Raw genomic sequence first — 12,111 nt, 5'->3', positions numbered from 1 at the left:
TCATGACGGGCGATCACTTCTACCTCGAGCACACACCCGAACAGCTCTTCGGAGTACTCCGGCCGTTGCTGGCCGCTACGCCGCGTCGGAGTCGGTCAGTGACCCGGCGGCGTGACGGGCGGCGGCAGCTGCCCGGGCGCGCCACCCGGATCCAGCGGCGGATGCTCGTCGGCGCCACCGGACTTCGCGAGCGGTCCCGGCCCGTCGACTGGACGACGTGCCTCGACCTCGGCGGCGCGGACGGCCTGCGCGATGGCCGGGTCGGACTTGGTCTCGAACCAGTCGGCGACCTCCTCCGAATCGTCCTCGGGCTTGGGCAGATCCTCCTCCGTGGTGGACGGCTCGTACCGGAACACCCCGTCCTGCCCCTGCGCGCCGAGGGTCTTCGCGAAACCCTTGAGGGCGTCACCGAAGTCGCTGGGCACCAGCCACACCTTGTTCGCGTCGCCCTGCGCCATCTGCGGCAGCGTCTGCAGATACTGGTAGGCGAGGAGCTCGGGGGTGGGCTTGCCGGATTTGATTGCGGCGAACACCTTTTCGATCGCCTTCGCCTGCCCCTGCGCCTGCAGGTACTTCGCGGCCCGGTCACCCTGCGCCCGCAGGATGCGGGACTGCCGCTCACCCTCGGCCGTGAGGATCGACGCCTGCTTCGCGCCCTCCGCGGCGAGGATGCGGGACTGCTTGTCGCCCTCCGCCGTCTTGATCGCCGACTCCCGGTGACCCTCGGCGGTGAGGATGGTGGCCCGCTTCTCGCGGTCCGCCTTCATCTGCTTCTCCATCGACTCCTGGATGGACGGCGGCGGATCGATGCTCTTGAGTTCGACCCGGGCGACGCGCAGGCCCCACCGGCCGGTGGCCTCGTCCAGCACGCCGCGCAACTGCCCGTTGATGGAGTCACGCGAGGTGAGCGTCTCCTCCAGCGTCATGCCCCCGACGACGTTGCGAAGCGTGGTGGTGGTCAACTGCTCGACGCCGACGATGTAGTTGCTGATCTCGTACACCGCGGCCTGCGGGTTGGTGACCTGGAAGTACACGACGGTGTCGATGTTCAGTGTCAGGTTGTCCTGGGTGATCACCGGCTGCGGCGGGAACGACACCACCCGTTCCCGCAGATCCACCTTGGCCCGGATGCGGTCCGCGAAGGGGATCAGGAACGTCAACTGGCCCGACACGGTCCGCGCGTACCGGCCGAGTCGCTCGATCACCGCGGCCTCGGCCTGCGGCACCAGCGCCACCGATTTGGCCACCACCAGGGCGACGAACAACACGAGCACGATCAACACGATGAGCGCTGCCATCTACGGTCCCCTCCACACGACGGCGGTCGCGCCGTCAATTTGCATTACCGTCACGGTCGTTCCCGGTGGATACACTTCCGTGCTGTCGAGCGGGCGGGCCGTCCAGACGTCGCCGCCGAGCTTGATCTGCCCCGCGTGTTCGGCGACCTCCTCGAGCACCAGGGCCTGCTTGCCGGTCAGCGCCTCGATCCCGGTCGGGGTCGGCGGCGGGGTCTCGAACTTACGCAACAACACCGGCCGCACCCCGAGGATCAGGGCGAGGGACAGCACCCCGAAGATCACCGCGTCGACCCAGACCGGGAAGTCGGTGATCGCGGTGACCCCGGCCGTGGCCAGCGCACCGCCCGCCAGCATGAGGAGGAAGAAATCCCCCGTCAACGCTTCCGCGGCGGCGAGCAGCACCCCCGCTACCAGCCAAATCAATGCAGCCACAACACCATCTAACCAGAATCTCCGGAACCGACGGTGACGAAGTCGACCAACTGTTCGACCGCCCCGATCAGCGGCGCCTCCAGGTCCCGGAACGTGTTGACGGCCGAATAGACCCGGCGCCAGCCGTCGCGCGGTGTCCCCCACCCCAATTCGCGGCACACCCCGGTCTTCCAGTCCTCACCGCGCGGGATCTTCGGCCACGCCTCGATGCCCACCGCCGACGGGCGGACCGCCTCCCACACGTCGATGAACGGGTGCCCGGTCACGAGCACGTTCGGCCCGAGTCCCTGCGTCAGCTGCGTCTCCTTCGATCCGGTGACGAGGTGATCGACGAGGACACCGACGCGCCGTCCGGGGCCGGGCCGGAATTCGGCGAGCCGCTCCCCGAGATTGTCGAGACCCTCGAGGTGCTCGACGACGACACCCTCGACGCGCAGGTCGTGCCCCCACACCCGTTCCACGAGGGCGGCGTCGTGCACGCCCTCCACCCAGATCCGGCTCGCCAGCGCCGTCCGGGCCCGCAGCCCCGCCACCTTGGTCGATCCCGACGCCGATCGGGTGGTGGCCGGTCCGGCGGGCTTGGCCGCCGGGCGGACCAGGGTGACCGGTTTCCCGTCGATCAGGAACGCCGCCTCCCGCATCGCGAACAACCGGGTGCGGCGCGCCCCGTCCTCGAGGCGGACGAAATCGCCGTCGTAGGTGCGCTCGAACCCCACCACCGCCCCGCAGAAACCGGTGCCCGCATCCTCGACCACCAGGTCCCGCTCGGCCGGGACCGTCGGCGTCACGGGCTTGCGCGCGCGTGGGTGCCCGGAAAAGATGTCGCCGTATCTGTCGCCTCCGCTCACGGGCGCTGACGCTATGCCAGCGGCGCCATTACGCACACGCCGCCACGCCGACATATGCTCGTTTATCGTGACTTCACCCAGCGCCACTCTCACCGTGTGGGCCAGTTCCTGGCTCGCCGGGAACAGTGCACCCGACGACGTCATCGACGCCCTCCACGCGTGGGCGCCGATGCATCTCGCCTGCGCCGAGGACGAGGAGACGGCCGGCCGCACCGGGCTGCCGTGGCCCCACCCGCGGGACGCCGGGGTGACGGCGCTGCTGCAGGCGATGCGCCGCTCGGTGTCGCAACCCGAGACCGAGATCCGGCTGGTGCTGCCCGGCCCGGGAGACGTCCGCGGGCTTCCCGCGGGCACCGAGTTCGCGTCCGCCGCGATCAGCGCAGGCGAGGGTGTGCTCGTCGGACCGCCCGGCCGGTCCGGAACGGGGTTGGTCCCGCACGTCGAGGGTCCCGACGTGCTGCGCTGGACGGTGTCGACGATCGAGCGGCTTCCCCTCGACGCCCACCACACCGGGCTGGGTGAGGCCGAGTTCTCGATGCGGCAGGCGGTGCGCGACGCCGCGGCCGCGCTCGAGGCGCTGCACATGCTCGATTCCGGTTTCGGCGCCGATCCGCGCGCGCTGATCGCCGATGCGCTGGCGCAGTCCGCGCGGCACCGGTATCCGACGACGATCGCCCCGCGGGCGCTGCGGATCCTGGACTCGGCCGATCAGGTGGCCGCGATCCTCACGGTCGCCGAGCAGATGGCCCCCGCACGCACCGTGTCCGCGTCGGGTGCGGCCACGCTCGAGGACCTGCTGCGGCCGCTGCGGTCGGCGGTGCGCTCGGCGCGCACCGCCGCCGTCAATGCGTGTGCGCGGGGCGGCCTGACGGCCTGACGACGGCCTTGCAGCAGTCGACCGCGCAGGACTGACCGTCGAGGGTCGAACCGAGCAGCGGCTCGGACCCGAGCCGCTCGGCGGGCGTGCCGGACAGTTGCTCGGTCACGAGTGCGACGACGAGTTCCGCGAAACGCCGATCCGTTCCGGGGGTGGCGGCACGGACGAAGTCGATGCCGAGGTCGGCCGCCCTGTCCCGGGCCTCGGTGTCGAGATCCCACACCACCTCGAGGTGATCGGACACGAATCCCACCGGGCACACGATCACCGCGCCCACCGCGCGGGCGGCGAGGGCGTCGAGGTGGTCGCAGATGTCCGGCTCGAGCCACGGCACCTGGGGTGGCCCGGACCGGGACTGCCACACCAGGTCGAAGTCGTCGAAGCCGGCGGCGCGGGCGGTGAGCCGGGCCGCCTCGGCCACCTGCCGGCTGTAGAGATGACCGCCCTCCGCGGGCGGTCCCGCGTTGAGGTCCGCGGACACCGGCACGGAATGCGCGGTGAACACCAGCCGTGCGTCGGCCCGCCGGTCGGCGGGCAGCTGCGCCGCGGCCTCGCGGACGGCGTCGGCGAACGCACCGATCAACAGCGGGTGGTCGTAGTACTGCCGCAGCTTCCGCAGGTGCGGTGCCCCGTCTCCGGCCGCGGCCCGTGCCCGGGCGACGTCCTCGTGGTACTGCCTGCAGCCCGAGTACCCGCCCGACGCCGACGTCGGGAACACGAGCGCGGATCGCACCCCGTCCGCGCCCATCCGGGCGACGGTGTCCTCGACCATCGGATGCCAGTTCCGGTTACCGAAATAGACGGGCAAATCCATTCCGGCGCTTGCCAATTCGGATTCGACGCGGGAGATGATGTCGCGATTGAGGGCGTTGATCGGCGACACACCCCCGAAGTGCAGGTAGTGCTCGGCGACCGCGTCCAGACGTTCGGGCGGCACCCCCCGGCCCCGGGTGACGTTCTCCAGGAACGGGCGCACGTCGGCGGGCTGCTCCGGACCCCCGAACGACAACACGAGAAGGGCATCGAACCGGGAACCGGAACCGTCCGTCGAATTCGCAGCGATCATGATCCCCATCTTCCGTGGTGCCGTTCGGGGCGCACTCCCCGGGTCGTGCCCTAGCCGGCCATCGCGTGGGCGCCACCGTCGACGTAGATGATCGACGCGGTGGTGCCGGGCAGCCAGTCGGACAGCACGGTGCACACGGTCTTCGCGACCGGCTCCGGGTCATCGACGTTCCAGCCGATGGGCGCACGCTCGTCCCACGCCGTGTTGAGTTCGTTCATCTGCTTGGCGTCGTCGGTGGCGGTACCGGCGATGGCCTTGGCGGCGAGGGTCTTGATCGGGCCGGCCGCGACGAGGTTGGAGCGGATACCGCGTTCGCCGACCTCCTTGGCGACATACCGGTTCACCGACTCGAGCGTGGCCTTGGCGACGCCCATCCAGTTGTAGAACGGCACCGCGCGCGCGGGATCGAAGTCCATGCCGACGATCGACGCGTTGTCGTTCAGCACCGGCAGCAGCGCCTTCGACAGCGACGCGTACGAGTAGGCGGAGACCTCGAACGCCACTCCCACATCCGACCACGGTGCGTCGAAGAACGGGCTGCCCAGGCAGGACCGCGGCGCGAACGCGATGGAGTGCACGACGCCGTCGACACCCTCGGGCGCGATCTCCCGGATGCGGTCGGCGAGGCTCGCGAGGTGCTCCGGGTTCTGCACGTCCAGTTCGAGCGCGGGCGGCACCGGCTGCGGCAGGCGCTGCGCGATGCGATCGATCAGCCGGAGACGGTCGAATCCGGTGATGATCACCTTGGCGCCCTGTTCCTGGGCGACCTTGGCGACGTGGAACGCGATGGACGCGTCCGTGATGATGCCGGTGACGAGAATGGTCTTACCTTCGAGCAATCCGCCCATGAGGTGTCCTCCTGTGAGAAAAAGTCCGGGAAGTGGAGTGGGGAGAGCTAGTGGCCCATGCCGAGGCCGCCGTCGACGGGGATCACCGCGCCGGAGACGTAGGCGGAATCGTCGGAGGCCAGGAAGCTCACCACCGCGGCGACCTCCTCGGGCTTGCCCTGCCGCTGCAACGGAACCGCGCCGGTGATCATGTCCTTGTACTTGTCGTCCAGGACCGCAGTCATGTCGGTGTCGATGAATCCCGGGGCCACCACGTTTGCGGTGATCGACCGGGAACCGAGCTCACGGGTCAGCGACCGTGCGATGCCGACCACGCCGGCCTTCGACGCCGCGTAGTTCACCTGGCCGGGACCACCGGCCAGACCGACGACGGACCCGAGGAACACGAACCGGCCGAACCGCGCCCGCAGCATCGACCGTGTGGCCCGCTTCGCGACACGGAACGCGCCGGTCAGGTTGGCGTCGACGACGGAGGTGAACTGCTCCTCGGTCATCCGCATGATCAGCGTGTCGTCGGTGATGCCGGCGTTCGCGACGAGAACCTCGACGGGACCCTGGTGCGCTTCCACCTCCTTGAAGGCGCGGTCGACCGACTCGGTGTCGGTGACGTCGCACTGGACGCCGAACAGGCCGTCCGGCGCACCCGAGCCGCGGTGCGTGACCGCGACCTTGTGGCCGTCCGCCGCGAGGCGCTGCGCGACAGCGAGGCCGATCCCGCGGTTGCCGCCGGTGACGAGCACCGACCGAGGAGTGGACACCGTCCTAACTGACGCGTCAGTAGTTTGTGGGGTAGACATGGGGATCAACCTATCTGTTCAGATGTGCAGGAGTGGAAGCGCGGGGCCGCGGTGGAACGCAGATCACGGCAGCCGTTGACGCAGGACCAGCGCGAGGATCAGCCCCGCCGTGGCGGACAGGACACCCAGCACGAGCCAGGGGCGGCTGGCGTCGCCGCGGGTGGTCTCGAAACCGATCTGCTCCTCGAGGGTGTCGTAGACGTCACGCAGTTCCTCCAGGCTCGACGCCGTGAAGAAGCTGCCCCCGGAGAGATTCGCGATCTCCCGCAGCGACGGATCGTCGACGGGCACGGGGATGCGTTCGTCCTCGATCTCGACCTTGCCGTAGCTGGTGCCGAACGAGATCGTCGAGATGGGGACGTCCTTGTCCTTCGCCTGCCGGGCCGCGGTGAACCCTCCGCGCGGATCGTCCGGGTTCTCGGGGACCGTCTGCTTGCCGTCCGAGAGCAGCACGATGCGGGCGGGCGGCGCCTGATCACTGCCGCCGAGCACCGCGGCCAGGGTGTCGATCGACTGCAGCGACGTGAAGATCGCCTCACCGGTGGCGGTCCGCTCGCTCAACTGCAGATTGTCGATCGCGACCTTCGACGCCTCCCGGTTGGTGGTCGGCGACACCAGCACCGAGGCCGTGCCGGCGAAGGCGACGAGACCGAGATTGATGCCGGGGGTGAGCCCGTCGGCGAACGACTTCGCGGCGTCCTGCGCGGCGGCCAGCCGGGTCGGTTCCACGTCGGTCGCCTTCATCGACAACGACACGTCGATGACGAGGATCACGGTGGCCCGGTTCCGCGGAACCCGCTTGTCCTCCGTCGGTCCGGCCAGCGCCACACTGAAGAACACCAGCGCCAGCACCATCAGCAGCGCCGGAATGTGCCGGGCCCGGCCCGGCCGCGACGGCGCCACCTTCTCGAGGAGCGCGAAGTTGGTGAACCGGAGGGTGTGCTTCTGCCGCTGACGCTGCACCCACACGTATCCCGCGACCAATGCCACGACGACCAGGAGGAACAGCAGCCACCACGGTGAGGTGAACTGGGAAAGGCTCACCGGCGGGACCTCTGGTTCGTCGCGGTCCCGTAGCTGTGCTTCCGGGCGGACACGAACCGCACGACGTCCGAGATCCAGTCCCGGTCGGTCCGCAGACTGAGCAGCGGGGCGCCGCAGCGCCGCAACGACTGCTCCACCTGCAGGCGGTGCTCGTCCGCTGCCCGCGCGAAGTCGGCGCGCAGTTGAGGTGTGGTCGTGAACTCGCGGGTCCGTCCGGACTCCGGATCGTGCAGCACTACATCCCCTATGTCGGGTAATTCCAGATCTCGCGGGTCGAGCACCTCGACACCGAGTACGTCGTGGCGGCCCGAGATCGCCCGCAGCGACCGCTCCCAGTCGATCGGCCCCAGGAAGTCACTGATGACGACGGCCAGACCGCGGCGACGCTGGGGTCGGCGCAACGACTCCACCGCACCCTGCAGGTCACCCCGCACCCCGTCCGGGGCGTGCGGGGTGGTCGCGATCTGACGCAGCATCGCCTGCGCATGAATGCGGCCGCCCCGGGCCGGGATCCTGGTGGTCTGGGCGCCGGTGGAGACGATCGCCCCGATCCGGTTCCCGCCGCCGCTGGTCAGATGCGTGACGGCGGCGGCAGCCGCCACCACGAGGTCCCGCTTCTCGCAGCCGGCGGTCCCGAAGTCGAGGCTCGACGACAGGTCGACGACGAGCCACGTCTCGAGTTCCCGGTCGGCCACCGACTGCCGGACGTGCGGGTGCGTCGTCCGGGCGGTCACCGACCAGTCCATCTGACGGACGTCGTCGCCCGGCTGGTACTCGCGGGCATCACCGGGTTCGGAACCCGGGCCCGGGATCAGGCCCAGATGGTCGCCGTGCAGCACCCCGTCGAGGCGGCGGCGGACGGTCAGTTCCAGCGTCCGCAGCGCGGCGGACAGTTTGGGATCACGGAGTTCGCCGGAGCGAAACGACGGCGGCGGGCCGGAACTCTGCGCACCGGCGGTACGCGCACTCACCGTGGCTGGCTCATCGCCGTCGGTCCGGGCACCGACGTGGACGGGACAGGCGGTCCGTGGTGACCGGCGGGGCCGGCCGGGACCGTCGTCGGCTGTGCGGCGATCTGCGGCAGACCCACGGTCTGCAGCACACGGGAGATGACGTCGTCCGGGCTGACCTCGTCGGCGAGAGCGTCGTAGGACAGCACGAGACGGTGACGAAGCACGTCCGGGATCACCTCGAGCACGTCCTGCGGCACCACGTAGTCACGCCCACGCAGCAACGCCAACGCGCGGGCCGAGGAGATGATGCCCAGCGTCGCGCGCGGCGACGCGCCGTACGCGATCCAGCCGTCGACCTCGGGGAGACCGAACTCGGCCGGCGTGCGCGTGGCCGCGATGACCCGCACCACGTAGTCGACCAGCGCGTGGTGCACGAAGACGCCGCTCGCGACCTTCTGCAGGCGGACGAGTTCCTCGGGATCGAGGACCTGGTGGGGTTCGGGCGCATCGACACCCATCCGGTAGACGATCTCGCGCTCCTCCTCCACCGTCGGGTAGTCGACGAGGATCTTGAACAGGAAGCGGTCGCGCTGCGCCTCCGGCAGCGGGTACACCCCCTCGTTCTCGATCGGGTTCTGCGTCGCCATCACCAGGAACGGGTCGGGCATGTGGTACCGCTTGCCGCCGATCGACACGTGCCGCTCGGCCATCACCTCGAGCAGCGCCGACTGCACCTTCGCCGGCGCGCGGTTGATCTCGTCGGCGAGCACAAAGTTCGCGACGACGGGACCGAGTTCGGTGTCGAACTCCTCGCGCCCCTGCCGGTAGATGCGCGTACCGATCAGGTCGGTGGGCACCAGGTCGGGGGTGAACTGGACACGCGAGAAGGATCCGCCGACCACCTTCGCGAACGTCTCGACGGCCAGGGTCTTCGCGACACCCGGCACACCCTCGAGCAGCACGTGCCCTTTCGCGAGCAGACCGACCAGGATCCGCTCCACGAGCCGGTCCTGCCCGACGATCACGCGCTTGACCTCGTAGATTGCGCGTTCCAGCGTCTGGACATCGGCGGCGAGATTGGGCGCGACCGTCTTCGTCGTCGCGCTCTGCGTGCCCGCGTTCTGTGAGGGTGCATTCGGCGCGGTGACGTTCTGGGGACCCGATCCGTTGGCCGCACCCCCGTTCTTCACACCTTCGGGAGCGGCCTTCGCGGGCGACTCCTTCCGGGCTGCACCCTCCGATACCGCATCATCACGTGAGGTCACCAAGAATCCACCGCTTTCACCTAGATCGTTCCGCCCGTTCACGTACTTGCTCAACTATTCCAGGTGCAAGCAACCCCCGCCGCAACCAAGCACGATCCGCACTGCGGACTACTTCATCGACATCATGGATCACGACACCATACGGACAGCGTAAGGGGTCATGCCGTCCCATCGCACCGGGGAGATCTGGACGGTCGATCCGGACTGCGGGGCCTCCAGCATTTCGTCGTTTCCGAGATACAGGGCGACATGCTGGCTGGCGTTCGGGCCCCAGAAGATCATGTCGCCGCGCTGCATCTCCTCCGAGGGAACCTGCTCGCCCGCGGTGTATTGATACCCGGTGTAGTGAGGCAGGGAAATGCCGATCCCGGCGAACGCGTAGATCATCAGACCGGAACAGTCGAAACCGACCTTGTTGAAGTCGCCGTAACTGTCGGCGACACCGCCGTCGCGGATGCCGAGGGTGGGTCCGTTCTCGTCGCCGCCGCCCCACGCGTACTCCACACCGATCTGGGACAGGCCCCGGTCGATGACGGTCTCGATGGCCTCGCTGCCGGTCAGGTCCTCACCGCTGGTCGACGGTTTCGACTTGGGGGTGGACTTCGGTGTGGTCGTCCCGCCGTCGGCGGAGTAGTCGGAGTCCTCGTCCTCCGAGTCCTCCTCGATCGTGGTGTGCGCGCGCTGCCCGGCGGCGAGTTCCGCGGCGCGCTGTCGAGCCGCCTCGTTGGCGGCGACGCGCGCGGCGGCCTGTGTCGCGGCTTCCCGGGCCGCGGCGGCGATGGCCGCCTTCTGCGCGTCCTCGGCGCGTTTCTGCTCCTCCCACGTCGCGTATGCCTCACGCTGCCCCTGCAGCCCCGCGACGTTCCCGCGGGCGGCCTCGAGCTGGGCCTGGGCGGCGGCGCGGTTGCTCTCGATCTGTGCCTTCTTGGCAGCCTGATCCTGCAGCGCCGACCGGGCGATCGCGATCGCCTGCTCCGCGAGCGACTTCTTCGCCGCGGCCTGGTCGGCGGCCACGTCCGCCTGCTGCTTGGCCTCGCGTGCCGCGGAGTCCTTGTTGGCCTGCGCGGTCCGTGCCCGCTGCAGACCCTCGAGCACCGCATTCTGGCTGGTGGCCAGGAGTTTCAGAACCTGCGCGCGATCCAGGACGTCGCCGGGCCCCTGGGCGCCCAGGTAGGTCGAGATCGAGGAGACGTTGGTGCCCTGCGTGTAGCTCGACCGGGCGTACTTGTCGAAGTCCTTCTGCGCGAGTTCGATCTGCGCCCCGGCGTCGCGCAGCGCCTGCTGGGAGGCCCCGACCACATTGGCCGCCAAATCGGCTGCGCTGCGGGCGTTCTGCAGATCGACCAGCGCCCGGTTCACGTCCTCGCGCTTGATGGCGACCTCGTTGTCGAGCTGAGCGAGCTGCTGATCCGCGGAGGCCACCTGGTTGATCAGTTCACTGACCTGTCCGAGGCCCGCCGACACCTGGGTCTGGGCCTGCGCGATGTCGTTGTCGGACGGATTCGGCGGCGGGGGTGGTACCGCGGCGGCCAGGCCGGGCGTGCTGCCCACCAGAGCTCCGACGATGCCCAATCCGATCAGGAGGCGCGCCGTGCGAGTGTGCCCGCGGGAGAAGCTACGGTGCCCCACTCCAGCTCGTGCTTGTCGCTTCACAACTCTCTCCCTCGGTTCTGCACCGATCACGCACACCGCGCCGTGCTCGTCGTGGGGAGAAATTTGCGGAAGCCACACCTACCCGTGCTTCGACGACACCGGCATACACCGGATCGCCGTCACTCTGGACGTCAATCACCAGCCTGCGACACTTCTTCCCCAAGAGCGCCAAATGCACCGTACGACACTTCCGGACTCTATGGAAACTTTAGTCACAAATAACACATGAGTAATTTGACCAGCGGAAATGTCGAACTGTGAATCGTCGGCGCTATTTACGCGCATCGACGCAGGCAGCGGCCACAGTCGGGCGAATCGTGAAAATTGCCGCCGAGTTATCCCGGAAATTCGGGAGGCGTCAGGGCTTCTGTCGCTCGTACGACGTGCCGGCCCCCGCGGCGTTGTCGCCCTTTTCCGCGGTGTCGTCACGCGATCCGGACCTGCGGCGCGATTTCGCGAAGAACGTGGCGCCCGACGCGATCACGACGATCGCGACGATGACGGCCGTGAACAAGGCCCACGGGGGTCCCGGCTCGATCACCTCGTCGACGAAGTGATTGGCGGAGACCACCGCATCGCCGGTGTAGGTGCGGTCCTGACCCGATTCGAGCAGGACCCGGCTGATCGAATCGCTGTACGTGCCGACCCAGCTGGGACTCAGCACCAGAACGGTGCCGCCCTCTTCCGCCCCGACCTCGGTCGCGAGGTCGCGCAGCTGCGAATCGCGGCCGGGATCCTCGTCCAGCACCACGATGCTCAGCTTGATCCCGTGGTCGGCCGCGCGATCGACCACGGCGGCGAGGTCACTCGCCTCGTCGGACGGCGCCGACACGCCGTCGTCGGACACGTCCGCGACCACGTCGGAGACGTCGATGTCTTCCGGAAGGTCCGTCGACAACGGGAGGGCCGACTGGACGGGGAGCATGACACTGGCAGGAAGTGCGGTGGCGATAGGGGCAGGCATCTCTCATCCGGGTTTGCTGTAGGAACGTAAGCCTCGCGTGAACACTACGTGAGGAGTCCCCGAAGT

12 protein-coding genes are annotated in these 12,111 nt (G+C 69.0%); 1 reads left to right on the top strand and 11 read right to left on the bottom strand.

What is annotated here, in order from left to right; translation table 11 throughout:
• Nucleotides 1-95: 95 nt before the first annotated feature.
• Genes PSR88_RS36505 through PSR88_RS36495 form a run of 3 tightly spaced genes read right to left on the bottom strand, consistent with a single transcriptional unit; the run spans nucleotide 96 to nucleotide 2,578 of the window.
• Nucleotides 96-1,298, bottom strand: coding sequence for an SPFH domain-containing protein (locus PSR88_RS36505; RefSeq protein ID WP_009480482.1), 1,203 nt, complete (start codon nucleotides 1,296-1,298; stop codon nucleotides 96-98).
• On the bottom strand, nucleotides 1,299-1,730 hold the full coding sequence (locus PSR88_RS36500; RefSeq protein ID WP_005241863.1) for an NfeD family protein: 432 nt from the start codon (nucleotides 1,728-1,730) through the stop codon (nucleotides 1,299-1,301).
• An 8-nt stretch (nucleotides 1,731-1,738) separates the two neighbouring features.
• Nucleotides 1,739-2,578, bottom strand: coding sequence for a DUF3097 domain-containing protein (locus PSR88_RS36495; RefSeq protein ID WP_011598895.1), 840 nt, complete (start codon nucleotides 2,576-2,578; stop codon nucleotides 1,739-1,741).
• A 67-nt stretch (nucleotides 2,579-2,645) separates the two neighbouring features.
• Between PSR88_RS36495 and PSR88_RS36490 the strand changes: the two genes are divergently transcribed.
• Nucleotides 2,646-3,455 (top strand): hypothetical protein, encoded by an 810-nt coding sequence (locus tag PSR88_RS36490; protein WP_029537773.1) that lies wholly within the window; start codon nucleotides 2,646-2,648, stop codon nucleotides 3,453-3,455.
• Here the strand turns inward: PSR88_RS36490 and PSR88_RS36485 are convergent.
• The 8 genes from PSR88_RS36485 to PSR88_RS36450 form a co-directional block, all read right to left on the bottom strand.
• Nucleotides 3,421-4,530: a ferrochelatase gene (locus PSR88_RS36485; protein ID WP_016880341.1), complete on the bottom strand. Its 1,110-nt coding sequence runs from the start codon at nucleotides 4,528-4,530 to the stop codon at nucleotides 3,421-3,423. The genes PSR88_RS36490 and PSR88_RS36485 overlap by 35 nt on opposite strands.
• Nucleotides 4,531-4,571: 41 nt before the next feature.
• Complete coding sequence (gene inhA, locus PSR88_RS36480) at nucleotides 4,572-5,369, bottom strand: NADH-dependent enoyl-ACP reductase InhA (RefSeq protein WP_005241845.1); 798 nt, start codon at nucleotides 5,367-5,369, stop codon at nucleotides 4,572-4,574.
• 47 nt (nucleotides 5,370-5,416) lie between these two features.
• Nucleotides 5,417-6,166 (bottom strand): 3-oxoacyl-ACP reductase FabG1, encoded by a 750-nt coding sequence (gene fabG1, locus PSR88_RS36475; protein ID WP_005241843.1) that lies wholly within the window; start codon nucleotides 6,164-6,166, stop codon nucleotides 5,417-5,419.
• A gap of 63 nt (nucleotides 6,167-6,229) precedes the next feature.
• The gene (locus PSR88_RS36470) at nucleotides 6,230-7,210 is read right to left on the bottom strand and encodes a VWA domain-containing protein (protein ID WP_009480477.1); all 981 of its coding nucleotides are present in this window, start codon (nucleotides 7,208-7,210) and stop codon (nucleotides 6,230-6,232) included.
• Nucleotides 7,207-8,181: a DUF58 domain-containing protein gene (locus PSR88_RS36465; RefSeq protein ID WP_011598892.1), complete on the bottom strand. Its 975-nt coding sequence runs from the start codon at nucleotides 8,179-8,181 to the stop codon at nucleotides 7,207-7,209. The genes PSR88_RS36470 and PSR88_RS36465 overlap by 4 nt, the downstream gene beginning before the upstream one ends.
• Nucleotides 8,178-9,353 (bottom strand): AAA family ATPase, encoded by a 1,176-nt coding sequence (locus tag PSR88_RS36460; protein ID WP_011598891.1) that lies wholly within the window; start codon nucleotides 9,351-9,353, stop codon nucleotides 8,178-8,180. The genes PSR88_RS36465 and PSR88_RS36460 overlap by 4 nt, the downstream gene beginning before the upstream one ends.
• 204 nt (nucleotides 9,354-9,557) lie before the next feature.
• On the bottom strand, nucleotides 9,558-11,081 hold the full coding sequence (locus PSR88_RS36455) for an NlpC/P60 family protein (RefSeq protein ID WP_009480474.1): 1,524 nt from the start codon (nucleotides 11,079-11,081) through the stop codon (nucleotides 9,558-9,560).
• Between the two features lie 358 nt (nucleotides 11,082-11,439).
• Nucleotides 11,440-12,045, bottom strand: a complete 606-nt coding sequence (locus PSR88_RS36450; RefSeq protein ID WP_009480472.1) for a DUF6676 family protein — start codon at nucleotides 12,043-12,045, stop codon at nucleotides 11,440-11,442.
• Nucleotides 12,046-12,111: the final 66 nt, after the last annotated feature.

The sequence above is a fragment of the Rhodococcus sp. DK176 genome (assembly GCF_038447315.2).
In the GTDB taxonomy this organism is placed as follows: Bacteria; Actinomycetota; Actinomycetes; order Mycobacteriales; family Mycobacteriaceae; genus Rhodococcus_F; species Rhodococcus_F jostii_A.
This window is presented reverse-complemented; position numbering and strand designations above follow the sequence as displayed.

What these genes read in the sequence shown, in the direction of transcription:
- PSR88_RS36505 (WP_009480482.1), bottom strand. Translation starts at nt 1,298, where the DNA reads ATGGCAGCGCTCATCGTGTTGATCGTGCTCGTGTTGTTCGTCGCCCTG.
- PSR88_RS36485 (WP_016880341.1), bottom strand. Translation starts at nt 4,530, where the DNA reads ATGGGGATCATGATCGCTGCGAATTCGACGGACGGTTCCGGTTCCCGG.
- inhA (WP_005241845.1), bottom strand. Translation starts at nt 5,369, where the DNA reads ATGGGCGGATTGCTCGAAGGTAAGACCATTCTCGTCACCGGCATCATC.
- fabG1 (WP_005241843.1), bottom strand. Translation starts at nt 6,166, where the DNA reads ATGTCTACCCCACAAACTACTGACGCGTCAGTTAGGACGGTGTCCACT.
- PSR88_RS36450 (WP_009480472.1), bottom strand. Translation starts at nt 12,045, where the DNA reads ATGCCTGCCCCTATCGCCACCGCACTTCCTGCCAGTGTCATGCTCCCC.